The sequence below is a fragment of the Neobacillus sp. B24 genome, from assembly GCF_055381825.1.
Window position 1 is genome coordinate 1,888,377 of record NZ_AP035777.1, and the last position, 15,858, is coordinate 1,904,234.

A 15,858-nucleotide genomic window follows, 5' to 3' on the forward strand; every position below is an offset into this window, starting at 1 on the left:
GCTTTACAGGTTTCACCTTTTTTAATTTGCGTCATATTTTAATATGGGATGAAATTGGGCTGAGGTGAGAACAATGACAACAAAAAATTTGCATCCTTCCGTTCAGAAGTTTAAAGAGTTCGTTAAAAACAATCCAAAAATCATACAAGAAGTAAGAAAAGGTAATGCCACTTGGCAAGAACTATACGAGGACTGGTATTTACTTGGGGAGGAAGATAAACGCTGGGACGCTATTGGAGAGGTGAAGGCGGATCAATCGAAAACCGAAGATGATGCCAAGGGGGACTTTATGTCCAATATTATGGGGATGTTCAAGAAAATGGATCCTAATCAAATGCAAACATACCTTCAAAATGCCAGCGAGGCGGTTTCGGCGATTCAGGGGTTGCTAACGCAATTTCAAGGAGGGAATACTGCTAATACACCAACAAAAAGGCCGGAGGGGCCACCGCATCCATTCTCCTTTAGACAAGATTAATTAAGAGGGGCAATAAAGATGAGAAAAGATATTCTTGATTATTTGGAAGGACAACGGGATTTAAAAAAGTTTATTCGCGAACAACCGATATGGTATCGAAAGTTGTCCAGAAACCCATATGACTTACAAGCACTTGAGGTTGCTTCATTGCATCATTACAAAAAAACGATTCCGCACCAGGTTGAGAAGTTTTCTTACGGTGTTCAAATGGCCTCGATGATGTATTCCATGTTTATGGCCATGAAGAATCAGAATAACGGAGGGCACATTTGATATATGTGGCCTTTTTTATTGTAAATAAAAAATAATGAACAGACTAACAATACAATCATAAAGGAGTGGTACGCATGAAAAAAATACTGCCAATTGGTTTAATAGTAGTAATGACTTGCCTGTTTTCAGACGGGCTTTCTTTAAACGTGGAAGCAAACACAAAGGAATTCCCCTCTTTTTATGTAAACCACAAAACAAAGGACAGGTCCGTTTTAGTGGAATGTATTGTTAGCGGAATTAGCTTCCGTAAAGGAGAAGGTCCTGGGCAAAGGACCGGTAAAATCATTATTTGGATAGATGAGCAAAGGAAGCAAGAGGCAGACCAAGCGGTTTTTATTATTAAAGGACTTTCCCCGGGCAGTCATAAAATTGCTCTGGATGTAGTGAATTTACATAATAAACCATATGGGTTAAGGAAAGAATTTATGGTAAATATCCCTAAGTAAACGGAAATTTTCGCTTTCTACCAATTTTCATGTTAAAATAGCAGTGGAGGTGGGCGATTTTGCTTGCTACATTAGAAAGCGTTGAAATACTTGAGTATGCCGAAGATTTGGCGAAGATGGTATTGGAATCGGACGTAGCCGAACAATACCGGAAAAGTTTAAAAAAATTGCAATCAAGCCGTGAGGCTCAAAATAAAATAAAACGTTTTGTCAGCCTTAAGGAGCTTTATGAGGAGGTTCAAAGGTTTGGCAAATATCATCCCGATTATAAACGAGTTATGATGCAGATTCGTGAATTTAAGCGGGAGATGGATATGGACCCTCATGTGGCAGAATTTAAATTAGCGGAAAATGATTTGCAAAGCTTATTGGATGAGATAAGTCTACTAATTGGCGGTGCTGTTTCTAAACAAATAAAAGTTCCCACCGGCAACCCCTTCTTTGACAAAGGTCATGGAAGCGGCTGCGGCAGCGGAGGAAGCTGCGGGTGTGGATGAATGAAATCAGCTTATTCCAAGCTGATTTTTTTAATCTCTGCAAGTTTAAATTGAAATAGTATCTTTTCATATGCTAGACTTATGTAAAATGATGGTTTTATTAAGGGGAAAATCGTATGTTTATTCAAAGACAAGGATTAGTCGTTTGGCTTTATTCGTTAAAACAAGCGAAAATGCTAAGACGCTTTGGTAACGTTCATTATGTATCCAAACGATTAAAATACGTTGTTCTATATTGTAACCAGGATGATGTTGCCGAAATTATCGAAAAGCTGAATTCTTTTTCATTTGTCAAAAAGGTTGAACCTTCATATAAACCGTTCCTAAAAATGGAATATGAGAATTCAGCACCGGATAAAGCCAAGGAATATGACTATAAGATGGGTATCTAAAGGTGAGGAGGAAATCCTCACCTTTTGTTATGCAAAAATAAAAAAGCCCTGCAGACTAATCCGCAGGGTCCTTCTAATTCCCAAAAAAGGATAGAAGGCAAAGGGAGAGGAGAAACCGGAGGAAGAACTTATGGGGAAACGTAAGTCTTCTCCGCGGTTGGCAACAACATCCTCGAATTGATGTTGTTACTTTCATTATTTCCACAACAAACAAGCTTATACGTCTTTTTTTAAAATTTCCATATTAGGGTTGAGTGTTCCTATCCAACCTTATAAGTTTGTCTATATTTTATAAATTATGATAGGATGTATAATGAAAATTTACTTTTGTGAAAAATGTGGTGATTTGTAGTGAGAGTGGTTTCAGGAGTCCATAAGGGAAAACCCCTTAAAGCAGTACCGGGAACATCAACGAGGCCGACAACTGACAAAGTAAAAGAAGCCATTTTTAATATGATTGGTCCATATTTTGATGGCGGTATTGGGTTGGACCTGTTTGCTGGCAGCGGCGGATTGGGGATTGAAGCCTTGAGCAGGGGATTAGATAAAGTTATTTTTATCGATCGGGACGGCAAGGCGATTGGAATCATTCGAGAAAATATCAGTTCATGCAAATTGGAACAACAAAGCGAAATTTATCGAAATGATGCCGACCGTGCCATTAAAGCGTTAATGAAACGGGATATAGTGTTTGATTATGTTTTTTTGGACCCGCCTTATAAAAAACAACAGCTAGTCACCTTAATGGAGAAAATGGATGAGTCCAAATTAGTAACCTCAAACAGTATAGTTGTCTGTGAACATAGTTTTGACGTAGAATTACCTCAAAGTGTTGGAAATTTCACACAAAAAAGGCATGAAAAATATGGCATCATTGCTGTTACAATTTATTCAAGATTAAACGAAAATTAGGGGGAGTCGTTATGACAAGTATCGCTGTCTGTCCGGGAAGTTTTGATCCAATTACATACGGCCACTTGGATATTATTCGCAGGGGGGCCAAGGTTTTTGATAAGGTGCATGTTGTGGTGTTAAATAACTCATCCAAAAACCCGTTGTTTACGGTTGAGGAGAGAATTCAGCTTATTCAAGAGGTAACACAGGATATTCCAAACGTGATGGTCGATGAGTTTTCTGGCCTGTTGGTGGACTATGCAAAAAGTGTTAATGCGACAGTGATTCTTCGCGGCTTACGGGCTGTTTCTGACTTTGAATATGAAATGCAAATCACGTCCATGAACAGATATTTAAATGACCACGTTGAGACCTTTTTTATGATGACTAACAACCAATATTCTTTCTTAAGCTCAAGCATTGTAAAAGAAGCGGCAAAATATAAAGGAAACATCTCCGGCCTCGTACCGCCGGCAGTAGAAAAAGAACTTCAAAAAAAGTTCAGTTAAATATAAATAGAAAAGAGCTGGCAATGAACGCTAGCTCTTTTTGATATTTATAGGTGGATTATTTCTAATCCGGAAAAATAAAATGATGACATATACCATTAAAGAAAAAATCGTGATGAGCGGGCCAAGATCGCTGAGGTTGTGGTAGATATCTCTTGCTCCGTCTCCAAAAACCGGAAGGGCATCTGCTTGTTGTTCGTTGTTATACCGGACATAAAGCGGATTCCACAGGATAAGTGCAAACAAACCAGCAAATACCCCTTGCAGGATACGAGCGAAGAAAAACGGCTTAAAGCGAATATCCGTCTGCGCCAAGATGCTTGCCACCTGAGCTTGAACACTAAAACCATTGAAACCAAGGATAAGACTTGTTATAACTGCCTGCTGTAACAAGGATGCATCTTCAACACGACTAATTAAATCACTCCCCAAGGTGATTTCAAATAGTCCTGAAATAAACGGGATACTTAACATTTCCGGGAATGAAAATACGGATAGTAAGACTTCAACAGAACTTGCCAATGCTTCGGTAATATGAAGCAGGTATAAAAGTTTGTTAATGACCGAGAAGAGGATGATAAACCCGCCAACCATTAATAAGGTTTGAATTGATGAACTGACCGCATCACCTAATAGCTTGCCGATTGGCCGGTTGTCTTTTAATCTTGTTCTATGCAGAGCCGACAGGGCTTCCTTGATTTTTATTTTATTTCCTTGTCCAACAGCTTTATCAGGTGATTCCTTTCCATAAAAACGCATACTAATTCCAACACAGATATTGCCTAAGTAATGGGCAGCAGCTAAAAGGACGCCTAATTGAGCATTATGGAAAAAGCCTACTGCTACTGCTCCGAAAATAAACAACGGATTGGAGGAGTTCGTAAACGCAACGAGTCTCTCTGCCTCAATTTGCGTCAGGTTGCCTTCCTGTCTCATTCTAGCAGTGAATTTTGCGCCAGCGGGATATCCGGAAGCCCAGCCCATTGCCCAGACAAATCCCCCGACTCCCGGCACTTTAAAAATCGGCCTCATAAAAGGTTCTAGAAGAACACCGATGAACCTGACTACACCAAAACCGATTAACATTTCGGAGACAATGAAAAAAGGTAACAGGGATGGAAAAACGATTTTCCACCACATATTGAGTCCGCGGATCGAGGCTTCAAGGGATTCCTCAGGAAAAGCAATGAGGGAAACTGCCAATAATGTCCCGATTACAGCTAAAAATATCGTTTTGAGCTTTGAAAGAAACACGAAAAAGGGATCCCACCTCTCTTGTTGTAATGATTGGGAATTCGATCATTTCAATGTTAAAATAGAAATTATTCGTTCAATCAACCTTGTCCCTACATAAAATAAATATACTCATAGAATATTGAATTAGACCATAAGATTGAACGAGATTTATGACATAAATCCGATTTATGAACCGATGGGAGGTACTTGTTATGGAGCAGCCCAAAATTGGCTTGGCACTAGGAGCCGGCGGTGCGCGAGGGTTTGCCCATCTGGGTGTTATCAAGGTGTTTAAGGATGCAGGGATCCCAATCGATATAATAGCCGGCAGCAGCATGGGCGCGCTTGTCGCCAGTTTTTACGGGGCAGGCATAGACCTCGACCGCTTATATAAATTCTCATTGGCCTTTAGAAGAAAATACTTTTTGGATTTTACCGTTCCTAAAATGGGATTTATTGCAGGAAAGAAAGTAAAAGATTTTATTAGAATGTTTACTCATGGGAAAAACATTGAGGATTTGCAGATTCCAATTGGAATTGTCGCCACTGACTTATTGACAGGGGAAAAGGTGGTTTTTAAACAGGGGCCTATAGCCGAAGCCGTCAGGGCTAGTATTTCTATTCCTGGTATATTTGTTCCGGAAAAATATAATGGAAGAATTCTTATTGACGGCGGCGTGTCCGACCGGGTACCAATCTCCGTAGCGAAGGAAATGGGAGCAGATATTATTATTGCTGTTGATGTTTCCAGAGTGAAACGAAATGCGGAAATCACCTCCATCTACGATGTGATTATGCAAAGCATTGATATTATGCAAACTGAAGTGATTAATTACAGGGAAATGGCTGCCGATATTATCATCCGTCCGCCTGTCGAGCAATATAGTTCCCGGGCATTTACGAATATAGAGGAAATTATCACAATCGGAGAGGAAGAAGCCAAAAAGCACATAAAGCAAATACAATTGGCAATTAACCGGTGGAAGAGGTGACCGAGGATGCGAAAAAAAGTATATATTGGCGCTGTACTAATTATGCTCATTCTTTTAATTGGCGGGATGTATTATACATTGCCGTACTATGTTTCGAAGCCGGGAATGGCCAAGGAGCTTTCGCCAATCATTAAGGTTGAAAACGGCTATAAGGAACAAGGCGATTTTATGTTGACAACCGTTAGAATGGGCAAAGCCAACATTTATTCCTATCTCGAAGCTAAACTGAGAAAGTATGAAGAAATTTATCCGCAGCATATGATCTTAAGTAAAAAAGAGACAGAGGAAGAATACAATGTTAGACAGCTTCATTTAATGGCATCATCAAAGCTGAATGCCATTGAAGTGGCTTATCGAAAAGCAGAATTGCCGGTACAGTATGATTATAAAGGGATATATGTGATGGGGATAATGGAAGGTATGCCGGCTGCGGGGAAACTAGAGGCTGGAGATCGTGTTTATAAAGTGGATGATCAACACTTTCCATCTTCAAAGGAATTTATTGATTATATTGGGAATAAACGTAAGGGTGATAAGGTTACATTAACGTACTCAAGAGATGATGTTGAGGACAGTGTTACCCTGGCTTTGCAGCCCTTTAAAGAAGATCCTAACAAGGTCGGAATTGGCATATCCTTAGTCGACGATAAAGAGATTGTCGTTGACCCAAAAGTAAATATCAAAACGGACGATATTGGCGGGCCTTCGGCGGGACTCATGTTTTCTCTGGAGATTTACAATCAGCTAACAAAAGAGGATTTAACAAAAGGGTACGAAATAGCAGGGACTGGAACGATTGAACCTGATGGGCAGGTTGGCCCCATCGGCGGCATTGAGCAGAAAATCGTCGCTGCAGACAAGGCAGGCGCCGAGATTTTCTTTGCACCTAATGAAAAAGGAGCTAAAAATTCAAATTACCGGGATGCAGTTAAAACAAGACGGGATATCGATACCAAAATGAAGATTGTTCCGATTGATACCTTTGATGAAGCGGTTATTTACCTTGAAAAATTACCTAAGAAAAAAGACAGATGATACATGAGTATCATCTGTTCTTATTTGGCAAGAAAAATCGGCGGGTGGCTGTATTCCTGCTGCAGTAAACTTTTTGATTGGGCAAAAGGAACAGCCAAGTTATATATTCGTGCTGCTCTAATATCCAGTTGGATTTCTTCATGCTTATAGGAGGACAATGTGGAAACAAGCGGCAGGTCAAAATGCTTTTTCCTCTTATTTAAATAGTCTCTACCGTTGGAAGACATCCCCAGAAGGCGTAAATAAGCTGGGGTGTCAGCAAATCCGGGCATCTCCGTTTTTTTTGCGTTTGTCAGAATATGAACGCAAACTCTTTGCAATCTTGTCCAAGTATATCGCTTCGTCTTCAGGTTTTCCATAAATTCAAGGAAGCTTGAGGCTTCCATTGCTGCTTGTATTAATCTGTTTTCTAGACCTTCTTCCACCTCATAAATTTTCCGCAATTCTTCAGGAGTGGTTTGCAGCAAGCGGTATTGCAAATAGTTCCAGTAATTTTCCCACGAGTGAAACAGACCATAAAGCTGAAAATATTCGTCTAGGAGCCTTTGTGTTGGTTCAGGGACGTATTGGCTAATATCCCGCTGGTCTTTTTCGTTTGAGAAAATTGCTTTTCTAATGCTTGTGGCACTGGCAATCGTTTCAGAAGCAAAGTGCTCATCATGATAGTCCGCATTTTTTCTAGAAACTGTTAAAGGTTTAATGGGACTTTTCTGCACTTTGAGCGCTTTTATGTAATGAAAACCAAGAATGTTATTGGGCTTTGCCAAATCGAGAAACTGCTCCGAGTCAGGCAATTGTTCAAAAGCCAAGGCAGCTGCCTTGGGATAGCTGACCCCTGTACCAATAAACCTTTTAATACTTTCACTATACGTTTCTTGCTCTGCTTCAAGATATTGAATGGTTTCCAAGAAAGTATCGATGTCCCCGCTCTCACTGCCAAAACACAGGGTATCGCAGCCTGCAGCAGTTAAGATTGAAACAGCACCATTTGCGAAAGTTTCCGCTTGCTGAACTGCAAAGCCGTAGGGCAGTTCAATAACAATATCTGCGCCATTCATTAGGGCCATTCTTGTCCTGTACCATTTTGAAATGAGGGCAGGTTCGCCGCGCTGTAAAAAGTTACCGCTCATGACCGCGATGACAATATCAGCATTTGCTGCCGCTTTTGAAGCTTGCAAGTGAAAAGCATGTCCATTGTGAAATGGATTGTATTCAACGATAACACCAACCGCTTTCATTTCAATCTCCTTAAGTAAAAATGATTATTATCCATTATAGCAAAATTTTAAAGAAACCAATCTGAAAATATGATATGATTGAAAAGATGTTTGCAAAAAGTTATTATGGACACACTAGTATGGAAAAAATTTTTCAAACATTACCAAAAAATCACCCGCCAGGGTGTAAAGAAAAAATATTGACAAAAATTTTATCGAAGGCTATAATTACCTTTGTTGCCTTGGGGTGATTCATTTGAAATGGACATTAACTCAATTACAAAAATATCGAAACAAGGAATTTTTAATCAATGAAACCGTTCGGTTTGATGAGATTAAACAGGCTGATCCAACTATCCGTGATGTATCGCCAATGGTATTGACGGTGCGCGGAGATATTGGATCGACGAGAATAACGTTTCACTTATCCATCGAAGGGTATTTGGTTTTACCTTGTTCTCGTACATTAGTAGATGTGAAGTATCCAATTAATGTCGAAACAACTGAAACATTCCTTTTGCAAGATTCGACATACCAAGCTGAAGAGGAAGCGCATCAGGTAAAGGGCGATGTCATTGATTTAACACCAATTATTCGCGAAATTCTTTTACTTGAAGTTCCAATCCAAGTCTTTTGTGACGATTTGGACGCTGAAGGTGCCGCACCTCAATCGGGTAAGGATTGGGAAGTTGTGCAGGAGGAAGCAGAGTCCGTCAAAGTCGACCCAAGACTCGCAGGGCTTGCCAAGTTTTTTGACAAAGACAATTCATCTTCCGATTCTTAATCGGAAAATTACAAGTAACCAAAGTAAAGAACTGTCTGACTTTTGGCGCGGACTCGCGTCTACGGTTTTCTTATAAGGAGGTGGGAAGAATGGCTGTACCTTTTAGAAGAACTTCTAAAACTGCGAAAAGAAAGCGTCGTACTCATTTTAAGTTAAACGTTCCTGGTATGGTAGCATGCCCAAACTGTGGTGAAATGAAATTGGCTCACCGCGTATGTAAAGCTTGCGGAACATACAAAGGAAAAGATGTAGTTAACGACTAATACTACTTAGATAAAAAGCACAAGGAGCAGCTGCCCTTGTGCTTTTGTCATATTTACATAATAAAGGAGGATGGGGAATGTCATTTTCAATCGAGTATCGGGATAAAGGGTATTTATTATTTACAATTAAAAGAAATGAAAAGCGGAATGCCATCAATTATGAGGTAATGGAGGGTCTGACAGAAGCAATTGAGAGAGTAGGGCAGTCTGATGTGAAGGCTCTTGTCATTACAGGCGAAGGCGACCGTGCTTTTTGTTCGGGCGGGGACCTATCGGTTTTCCACCTGCTGCAAACGAAGGAAGAGGCTTACCCGATGCTGTCAAAAATGGCTGCCATCCTATATTCACTATTAACGTTACCAATCCCGACGATTGCCTTGTTGAATGGAACGGCGATTGGCGGCGGCTGTGAGCTTGCGGCAGCCTGTGATTTTCGTGTAGCGCGACAGGGGATTAAAGCTGGTTTTGTTCAAGGCAAACAAGCGATCACAACGGGATGGGGCGGAGGCGCTATTTTGGCGGAAAAATTATCCCCGGCCTTCGCGATGAAGCTATTAATGGATTCCGAACTGCAGCCTGTTGAAGATTTACAGCATGGGGGATTTATTGATAGCTTATACGCTGACGCTTCTTTGCCAGCATGCGAGGTATTCATGGATAAAATGCTTCTAAAGGAGAGGAGCGTTTTAACTGCCTATAAAAACATCCTGATAAGAAAATGGCATGAGACAAAACTACGTGAAAGAATACAAGAAGAAGTGGAGACTTGTTCCGCTTTGTGGGAAAGCGAAGCTCATCATGAGCAGGTTAAAAAATTTATGATGAAAACGGGTAATAAACAGTAAAAAAGACTGCTCTTGTCTCAGTCTATCTTTTCTAGTAGATGCATATGTTTATAAAAACACTACTAGGAGGGGATATAATGTCACCAACCCGGCAAGATGCCTGGACTCAAGACGAGGATTTGCTGCTTGCAGAAGTGATTTTACGGCATATTCGTGAAGGTGGTACCCAGTTACAGGCCTTTGAGGAAGTAGGCAAACAATTATCAAGGACGCCGGCTGCCTGTGGCTTTCGTTGGAACTCGTTTGTAAGGAAACAGTATAAATCGGGAATTGAACTTGCGAAGAAACAGCGAAAAGAATTGAAAAAGCAGCCAGTATCACAGGAAGAACCCAAGAAACAGGAACCGGCTATAGCCGAAAGAAGCACTTCGAATCAAGCTGAATCCGAAATCGTAAGTACCATCACATTCCCTTCATTAATTCAGTATTTGGAAGAATTGTTTAAAAGAGCAGAACGTTCATCTAGCATTGAGGGGGACAGGGATCGTTCGCTTGAAAGAATCAAAGAACTAGAAAAACAAACATACTACTTGGCCGCTGAAAATGAAAGACTCTCAAAAAGTTTACATGCGATTGAGGAGGATTACCGTTCCTTAATGGAAATCATGGAAAAAGCCCGTAAAATGGTGGTGCTGAAGGATGAGGACCGACAACAAAAGGTAAAATTCCAGATGGATAAAAACGGAAATCTCGAAAGAGTGGAAAAGTAGAAACGAAAAAGCGGACGATAATGTCCGCTTTTTTCAATTTAATATTTAGCTATGCTGTGCTTCTACGCCTTCAGGATACCAAACTAAAGGGTTCTCGCCACGATCGCGTTCCATATCATAATCCACGCTGGTGAAGCCCATTCTTTCCCAGAAATCACGGGATTGAACTCGCGGGTTTGTCTTTATGGGCAGACCAAAGCTCTTGGCAAACTGTACTAACTGCTTTCCAAAGCCGCGTCCTTGATAATCGGGAAGAACTTCCAGCTTCCATATCTCCACATAATTTTGTGGCGGATAAAAATAGCGATCGAACTTGGCGTCAATTTGATACAAACTCATTCTGGCAATCAGCTTGTCTCCAAAATAAATTCCATAGAATGGCGAATCGTTGTCATTATCGACCATATTTGCTTCAAGATCTTCTAACATGGAAAGTTCCTGCAGCCCATATTCTTTAAACTTTTTAAATTCCTCAAGAGTTTTAAAATTTATTTTTAACTTTTCCACTTTAGTCGCCATATGTCTGCCTCCTGGAATGTTAATGATTTTCGTATAAATTCGTTTCTTAAAGAATAACATGGAATGAATAATTTTTAGATTATTCAAATCAATTAATATCATTATATAACATAATAACAAAAATTTCTTCTGTTAAACATCGGAAGCGTTTTCAAAATTTGCAGGAAATTCCGTGAATCATGTAGAAACATATTTATTAGCAATACAAAGGGGGTAGAGATGTGCATAAAATTTTAATAGCCAATCGGGGAGAAATCGCACTGCGGATTATTAAAACCTGCCAAGAAATGGGTATTGAAACTATTGCTGTATATTCTGAAGCCGACAGAGATATGCCATTCGTAAAGGCTGCCACAAAAGCGGTTTGCATTGGGGAACCACCTGTTAATAAATCTTATTTGCAGGTTGAAAAAATAATTACAGTTGCTTTAGAGGAAAATGTCGATGCTGTCCATCCTGGCTATGGCTTTTTATCGGAAAATGCCGAATTCGCCAGACGAATAACACAAGAAGGAATTCAGTTCATTGGACCCAATCCAGAAACCATTGAATTAATGGGCGATAAAATAATTGCACGCCAAACGATGGAAAAAGCTGGCGTTCCGGTTGTACCCGGCAGCGGAAATGGATTGAAAACGATTGAAGAGGCATGTAAACTTGCTGAGGAAATTGGCTATCCGGTCATGTTGAAGGCTAGTGGCGGTGGCGGAGGAATTGGTATGGTTTTAGTTGAAAATGAGCAAGCACTCGTTAAGTCCTTTGACTCGACCAAATCCCGTGCCAAGGCGTATTTCGGATCAGATGAAGTGTTTATTGAAAAATATATATCGTCTGCCAGGCATGTGGAGATTCAAGTGTTTGGGGATGGTTTCGGGAATGTTGTCCATCTGTTTGAACGTGATTGTTCGATTCAACGCAGACATCAGAAGGTTGTCGAAGAGTCTCCGTCACCATTTTTATCAGATTCTGCCCGGCAGAAAATGTTTGAAACGGCCGTCCAGGCGGCAAAGGCTGTAAATTATAATAATGCGGGTACAATCGAATTCATTGTCGATGATGATGAAAAATTCTATTTCTTGGAAATGAACACAAGGCTTCAGGTAGAGCATCCAGTTACAGAAATGATCAGCGGTCTTGATCTAGTAAAATGGCAGATTCTTGTGGCACAAGGACATACTCTGCCGCTGTTGCAGTCTGAAATACAGTCCTCTGGCCACGCAATTGAATTTCGGCTTTACGCGGAGGACCCGATAAGGTTTCTTCCATCCCCAGGGAAAATTACCGCGTTAAAGTGGGGGCAAGAAGAGGGGATCCGCATTGATTCCGGATATGAAGAAGGCGGCACCGTCACCCCATTTTATGACCCAATGATTGCTAAATGTATCGTTTACGGAGCCACCCGGCAAGACTCCATTGCAAAGGCAGCGGCCTTTTTTAAGAAAACAAAAATTGAAGGAATTAAAACAAATGCCCCGTTGTTCCTAAACATACTCGAAAATGAGGATTTTCAAAACGGGAACTATACAACAAGTTTCTTAACTAAAACATTAGTAAAATAAGGAGTGTTTAATGATGAAAGAGATTACAGCATCGATGGCAGGAACAGTTTTAAATGTTTTCGCCGCAGCTGGTGACCAAGTAAACGCTGGACAAGAAGTATTAATGCTTGAATCAATGAAAATGGAGATTCCAATTGAAAGTGGTGTTGAAGGTGTTGTAAAGGAAGTAAAAGTAAGCATTGGTGATTTCGTGAACGAAGGCGATGTCCTGCTTGTTCTGGTTTAAGGGGGAGAACGATGGCAACAACAAACACTTATAATGACCAATTAAACCAATTTCGAAAACAAATAGAAGCCGGTGGGCATCCGAAATATCACGAAAAAGCAAAAGAGCAAAAAAAGCTGTTTGTCCGTGAGCGTTTATCGTTATTATTTGATAACGGCAAATATGAGGAAGATGGTAAATTTGCCAATTTTGCTGCAGGAGATTTACCTGCCGACGGTGTGGTGACGGCAATTGGAAAGATTAATGGCCAGACCGTATGTGTGATGGCCAATGATTCTACTATCAAGGCAGGTTCCTGGGGAGCTCGAACGGTTGAGAAAATCATCCGAATTCAAGAAACTGCCGAAAAATTAAAAGTGCCGTTATTTTATCTGGTTGACTCTGCAGGAGCCAGAATTACTGACCAATTGGATATGTTCCCAAATCGCCGCGGGGCGGGAAGAATTTTTTATAATCAAGTTAAGCTTTCTGGGATGATACCTCAAGTTTGTATTCTTTTCGGACCTTCAGCGGCAGGTGGAGCCTATATTCCTGCTTTTTGTGATATCGTAATCATGGTTGATCAAAATGCCTCTATGTATTTAGGGTCGCCGCGGATGGCAGAGAAGGTAATCGGTGAAAAAGTGAGCTTAGAGGAAATGGGCGGCGCCCGGATGCATTGCACTGTCAGCGGCTGTGGCGATGTATTGGCCTTTAACGAAGAAGAGGCGATTGATTCTGCCAAAAAATATTTAGGCTATTTTCCGGCAAGCTTTAAAGATCAGCCGAATAGAATTGAGGGAATTCCAGCGAAAGCTGGCCGCGATCTTGAAGCGATTATCCCGGAAAATCAAAATGCTCCCTTTGATATGTATGAGTGTATTGACAACTTGGTAGATACTGATAGTTTTTACGAAATAAAAAAATTATTTGCTCCGGAATTGATTACTGGTCTTGCCAGAATGGATGGAAGGGCGGTTGGCATTATTGCCAACCAGCCGAAAGTAAAAGGCGGGGTACTATTTGTGGATTCTGCTGATAAGGCAGCAAAATTTATCCAGCTTTGCGATGCTTTCCATATCCCGTTATTATTCCTTGCTGATGTTCCTGGCTTTATGATTGGCACTAAAGTTGAACGGGCTGGAATTATTCGCCATGGGGCTAAATTAATTGCAGCAATGAGTTCGGCAACCGTTCCGAAGATTTCGGTTATTGTCCGCAAAGCTTATGGTGCCGGGCTATATGCAATGGCAGGCCCAGCTTTTGAGCCGGATTGCTGTATTGCCCTGCCGACAGCACAAATTGCCGTGATGGGTCCTGAAGCTGCTGTTAACGCAGTGTACTCCAATAAGATAAACGAAATCGCTGACCCGAAAGAAAGACTGGCCTTTGTTCAGGAAAAACATAAGGAATATAAGGAGAGTATCGACATCTATAAGCTAGCTTCAGAGATGATTATCGATGAAATTGTCGCTCCATCTGAATTGCGGGAAGTATTAATTGAGCGCTTTTCCTATTATGAAACAAAGGAATTACAATTCAGCGTCAGAAAGCATCCGGTATATCCTGTCTAGATGTTGGCAAAATCCCTTGTCGTTTTTGAGCGATAAGGGATTTTTTTCGATTTATATGCTTACTAGTAGTCTCATTTTTGGTAAAATTACGGGTAAATGGTACAAAAAGAAGGGGTTATTATGAAGATCGGTATTATTGGGGCGGGATCGATCGGATTGTTATTTGCAGCTAATTTGGCCAAGCACTTTGAAGTGTCACTTTACACTAGAACAGCGGAGCAGGCAACCCAAATTAATCAAAATGGAATATTGGTACTTAAAGGTTCTGAACCAAGTGTCGTAACCCTTGGAAATGCTTTGCCGTTTTCAGAGTGGAGTGGTGCTGAAGAGTTAACGATTGTTACAGTAAAACAATATCAGTTGCCTGCTATTATTGAAACAATCAACAGTTTCCCACCAACAGGGAGTCTATTATTTTTACAAAATGGTATGGGACATTTAAACATGCTGCAACGCTTAACGACAAAAAATATATTTGTCGGAAGTGTTGAGCATGGTGCTCTAAGAGAAAATTTACATACAGTTAGGCATAATGGTGCAGGGAATACGAATGTTGCGGTGTTTAAGGGTGATTCCACCATCCTGAAGAAATTTCTTACCTCCACTCCAGAGGATTTTCCATTCTACCTTCAGGATAATTATTATAGGATGCTGCTGAAAAAACTGATTGTCAATGCAGTCATCAATCCTTTAACTGCCATTCTTGGCGTGAAAAATGGCTGCCTCGTAGAAAACGCCTTCTATTTACAGACAGTGTCCACCCTGTGTGCAGAAATCGCCTCCATCCTAAAGCTTGATTCAAACGAGAGGTACCTGGAGCTAGTAATCGAAGTTTGTCATAAGACAGCTGAAAATCGCTCTTCAATGCTGAAGGATATTGAAGCGAGAAGACTGACGGAAGTGGACGCCATTTTGGGATACTTACTACATGAAGCAAAAGAACAGCGAATGCCGGCGCCAATTATCACCAGCCTATATTACCTTATTAAAGGGAAGGAACAGGACGAGAGGGGAATAGAGACTTGAGTACGATATTTTCAAACATACTGGCGCTTCTGTTTATCATGCCTTTTGCAGGTTTCCTTGCAGTATTTTTTATTGGCAGGTTTGTTACGAAAAACTCCCGGAGATCCGTTCATTATGCCCTGGATTTTTCTACAGTCCTGTTTATTTTTTCTGTTCATTTTTTATTAAAAACAATCTGGGAAAACTCATTTTTTTGGTTAATAATACTAGTATTGATTGTGACGGCGATGGTATTTGTCATTGTCCATTGGAAAGTAAAAGAGGAAATTAACTTAAAAAAGGTGCTGAAGGGATTTTGGCGGTTTAATTTTTTACTATTTTCTCTGGTATATATTGTGTTAACATTATATGGTTTGATTTACCGTGCACTAACGTTTACGTTATCTTAAAATTCTAAAGCAAAG

At 40.5% G+C, this 15,858-nt stretch carries 21 protein-coding genes; 18 read left to right on the forward strand and 3 right to left on the reverse strand.

The window, feature by feature from the left end:
* Positions 1–73: 73 nt before the first annotated feature.
* The 7 genes from ACZ43M_RS09480 to coaD all read left to right on the forward strand — a co-directional run bounded on the left by ACZ43M_RS09480 (position 74) and on the right by coaD (position 3,489).
* Positions 74–478: a YlbD family protein gene (locus ACZ43M_RS09480; RefSeq protein WP_464507157.1), complete on the forward strand. Its 405-nt coding sequence runs from the start codon at positions 74–76 to the stop codon at positions 476–478.
* Positions 479–496: 18 nt separating this feature from the next.
* Positions 497–751, forward strand: coding sequence for a YlbE-like family protein (locus ACZ43M_RS09485; protein WP_464507158.1), 255 nt, complete (start codon positions 497–499; stop codon positions 749–751).
* Between the two features lie 74 nt (positions 752–825).
* The gene (locus tag ACZ43M_RS09490; RefSeq protein WP_464507159.1) at positions 826–1,197 is read left to right on the forward strand and encodes a hypothetical protein; all 372 of its coding nucleotides are present in this window, start codon (positions 826–828) and stop codon (positions 1,195–1,197) included.
* A 59-nt stretch (positions 1,198–1,256) separates the two neighbouring features.
* Complete coding sequence (locus ACZ43M_RS09495; RefSeq protein WP_464507160.1) at positions 1,257–1,694, forward strand: YlbF/YmcA family competence regulator; 438 nt, start codon at positions 1,257–1,259, stop codon at positions 1,692–1,694.
* Positions 1,695–1,810: 116 nt separating this feature from the next.
* Positions 1,811–2,086 (forward strand): YlbG family protein, encoded by a 276-nt coding sequence (locus ACZ43M_RS09500; protein ID WP_464507161.1) that lies wholly within the window; start codon positions 1,811–1,813, stop codon positions 2,084–2,086.
* Between the two features lie 351 nt (positions 2,087–2,437).
* Entirely contained in the window at positions 2,438–2,998 is a 561-nt protein-coding gene (gene rsmD, locus ACZ43M_RS09505; RefSeq protein ID WP_464507162.1) for a 16S rRNA (guanine(966)-N(2))-methyltransferase RsmD, read from the forward strand.
* Positions 2,999–3,009: 11 nt separating this feature from the next.
* The gene (gene coaD, locus ACZ43M_RS09510) at positions 3,010–3,489 is read left to right on the forward strand and encodes a pantetheine-phosphate adenylyltransferase (protein WP_464507163.1); all 480 of its coding nucleotides are present in this window, start codon (positions 3,010–3,012) and stop codon (positions 3,487–3,489) included.
* Positions 3,490–3,519: 30 nt separating this feature from the next.
* Here coaD and ylbJ read toward each other — a convergent pair whose 3' ends face one another.
* Positions 3,520–4,743, reverse strand: coding sequence for a sporulation integral membrane protein YlbJ (gene ylbJ, locus ACZ43M_RS09515; protein WP_464507164.1), 1,224 nt, complete (start codon positions 4,741–4,743; stop codon positions 3,520–3,522).
* Between the two features lie 194 nt (positions 4,744–4,937).
* Between ylbJ and ACZ43M_RS09520 the strand changes: the two genes are divergently transcribed.
* Together ACZ43M_RS09520 and ACZ43M_RS09525 are read left to right on the forward strand one after the other, a co-directional pair.
* Entirely contained in the window at positions 4,938–5,717 is a 780-nt protein-coding gene (locus tag ACZ43M_RS09520; protein WP_464507165.1) for a patatin-like phospholipase family protein, read from the forward strand.
* Between the two features lie 6 nt (positions 5,718–5,723).
* Positions 5,724–6,752, forward strand: a complete 1,029-nt coding sequence (locus ACZ43M_RS09525; RefSeq protein WP_464507166.1) for a SepM family pheromone-processing serine protease — start codon at positions 5,724–5,726, stop codon at positions 6,750–6,752.
* A 20-nt stretch (positions 6,753–6,772) separates the two neighbouring features.
* Here ACZ43M_RS09525 and ACZ43M_RS09530 read toward each other — a convergent pair whose 3' ends face one another.
* A complete protein-coding gene (locus ACZ43M_RS09530) occupies positions 6,773–7,990 on the reverse strand; it encodes a nucleotidyltransferase (RefSeq protein WP_464507167.1) in 1,218 nt (405 codons plus the stop codon).
* A 235-nt stretch (positions 7,991–8,225) separates the two neighbouring features.
* Here ACZ43M_RS09530 and ACZ43M_RS09535 point away from each other — a divergent pair, with 235 nt between their 5' ends.
* The 4 genes from ACZ43M_RS09535 to ACZ43M_RS09550 all read left to right on the forward strand — a co-directional run bounded on the left by ACZ43M_RS09535 (position 8,226) and on the right by ACZ43M_RS09550 (position 10,571).
* Positions 8,226–8,753, forward strand: a complete 528-nt coding sequence (locus ACZ43M_RS09535) for a YceD family protein (protein ID WP_464507168.1) — start codon at positions 8,226–8,228, stop codon at positions 8,751–8,753.
* Between the two features lie 89 nt (positions 8,754–8,842).
* Positions 8,843–9,016 (forward strand): 50S ribosomal protein L32, encoded by a 174-nt coding sequence (gene rpmF / locus ACZ43M_RS09540; RefSeq protein WP_066318102.1) that lies wholly within the window; start codon positions 8,843–8,845, stop codon positions 9,014–9,016.
* A 77-nt stretch (positions 9,017–9,093) separates the two neighbouring features.
* On the forward strand, positions 9,094–9,861 hold the full coding sequence (locus ACZ43M_RS09545; protein WP_464507169.1) for an enoyl-CoA hydratase/isomerase family protein: 768 nt from the start codon (positions 9,094–9,096) through the stop codon (positions 9,859–9,861).
* A gap of 77 nt (positions 9,862–9,938) precedes the next feature.
* Entirely contained in the window at positions 9,939–10,571 is a 633-nt protein-coding gene (locus tag ACZ43M_RS09550; RefSeq protein ID WP_464507170.1) for an RsfA family transcriptional regulator, read from the forward strand.
* 45 nt (positions 10,572–10,616) lie between these two features.
* On the opposite strand, the gene ACZ43M_RS09555 is transcribed toward ACZ43M_RS09550, so the two are convergent.
* On the reverse strand, positions 10,617–11,090 hold the full coding sequence (locus ACZ43M_RS09555; protein ID WP_464507171.1) for an N-acetyltransferase: 474 nt from the start codon (positions 11,088–11,090) through the stop codon (positions 10,617–10,619).
* 221 nt (positions 11,091–11,311) lie between these two features.
* Between ACZ43M_RS09555 and ACZ43M_RS09560 the strand changes: the two genes are divergently transcribed.
* The 5 genes from ACZ43M_RS09560 (at position 11,312) to ACZ43M_RS09580 (ending at position 15,843) form a co-directional block, all read left to right on the forward strand.
* The gene (locus ACZ43M_RS09560; RefSeq protein WP_464507172.1) at positions 11,312–12,649 is read left to right on the forward strand and encodes an acetyl-CoA carboxylase biotin carboxylase subunit; all 1,338 of its coding nucleotides are present in this window, start codon (positions 11,312–11,314) and stop codon (positions 12,647–12,649) included.
* Between the two features lie 13 nt (positions 12,650–12,662).
* Positions 12,663–12,875, forward strand: coding sequence for a biotin/lipoyl-containing protein (locus ACZ43M_RS09565; protein ID WP_464507995.1), 213 nt, complete (start codon positions 12,663–12,665; stop codon positions 12,873–12,875).
* A gap of 11 nt (positions 12,876–12,886) precedes the next feature.
* Positions 12,887–14,428 carry an acyl-CoA carboxylase subunit beta gene (locus tag ACZ43M_RS09570; protein WP_464507173.1) on the forward strand — a complete coding sequence of 514 codons (1,542 nt, stop codon included), beginning with the start codon at positions 12,887–12,889 and terminating at the stop codon, positions 14,426–14,428.
* A gap of 120 nt (positions 14,429–14,548) precedes the next feature.
* Positions 14,549–15,454 (forward strand): 2-dehydropantoate 2-reductase, encoded by a 906-nt coding sequence (locus tag ACZ43M_RS09575; protein ID WP_464507174.1) that lies wholly within the window; start codon positions 14,549–14,551, stop codon positions 15,452–15,454.
* Complete coding sequence (locus ACZ43M_RS09580) at positions 15,451–15,843, forward strand: DUF3397 domain-containing protein (RefSeq protein WP_464507175.1); 393 nt, start codon at positions 15,451–15,453, stop codon at positions 15,841–15,843. Before ACZ43M_RS09575 ends, ACZ43M_RS09580 begins: the two co-directional genes overlap by 4 nt.
* The last annotated feature ends 15 nt before the right edge of the window (positions 15,844–15,858 follow it).

Excerpts from the sequence above, each read along its gene's own strand:
- ACZ43M_RS09490 (WP_464507159.1), top strand. The coding sequence starts at position 826 with ATGAAAAAAATACTGCCAATTGGTTTAATAGTAGTAATGACTTGCCTG.
- ACZ43M_RS09545 (WP_464507169.1), top strand. The coding sequence starts at position 9,094 with ATGTCATTTTCAATCGAGTATCGGGATAAAGGGTATTTATTATTTACA.
- ACZ43M_RS09500 (WP_464507161.1), top strand. The coding sequence starts at position 1,811 with ATGTTTATTCAAAGACAAGGATTAGTCGTTTGGCTTTATTCGTTAAAA.
- ACZ43M_RS09520 (WP_464507165.1), top strand. The coding sequence starts at position 4,938 with ATGGAGCAGCCCAAAATTGGCTTGGCACTAGGAGCCGGCGGTGCGCGA.
- ACZ43M_RS09550 (WP_464507170.1), top strand. The coding sequence starts at position 9,939 with ATGTCACCAACCCGGCAAGATGCCTGGACTCAAGACGAGGATTTGCTG.
- ACZ43M_RS09480 (WP_464507157.1), top strand. The coding sequence starts at position 74 with ATGACAACAAAAAATTTGCATCCTTCCGTTCAGAAGTTTAAAGAGTTC.
- ACZ43M_RS09525 (WP_464507166.1), top strand. The coding sequence starts at position 5,724 with ATGCGAAAAAAAGTATATATTGGCGCTGTACTAATTATGCTCATTCTT.
- ACZ43M_RS09555 (WP_464507171.1), bottom strand. The coding sequence starts at position 11,090 with ATGGCGACTAAAGTGGAAAAGTTAAAAATAAATTTTAAAACTCTTGAG.
- ACZ43M_RS09565 (WP_464507995.1), top strand. The coding sequence starts at position 12,663 with ATGAAAGAGATTACAGCATCGATGGCAGGAACAGTTTTAAATGTTTTC.
- ACZ43M_RS09570 (WP_464507173.1), top strand. The coding sequence starts at position 12,887 with ATGGCAACAACAAACACTTATAATGACCAATTAAACCAATTTCGAAAA.
- coaD (WP_464507163.1), top strand. The coding sequence starts at position 3,010 with ATGACAAGTATCGCTGTCTGTCCGGGAAGTTTTGATCCAATTACATAC.
- ACZ43M_RS09575 (WP_464507174.1), top strand. The coding sequence starts at position 14,549 with ATGAAGATCGGTATTATTGGGGCGGGATCGATCGGATTGTTATTTGCA.
- ACZ43M_RS09485 (WP_464507158.1), top strand. The coding sequence starts at position 497 with ATGAGAAAAGATATTCTTGATTATTTGGAAGGACAACGGGATTTAAAA.
- rpmF (WP_066318102.1), top strand. The coding sequence starts at position 8,843 with ATGGCTGTACCTTTTAGAAGAACTTCTAAAACTGCGAAAAGAAAGCGT.
- ACZ43M_RS09530 (WP_464507167.1), bottom strand. The coding sequence starts at position 7,990 with ATGAAAGCGGTTGGTGTTATCGTTGAATACAATCCATTTCACAATGGA.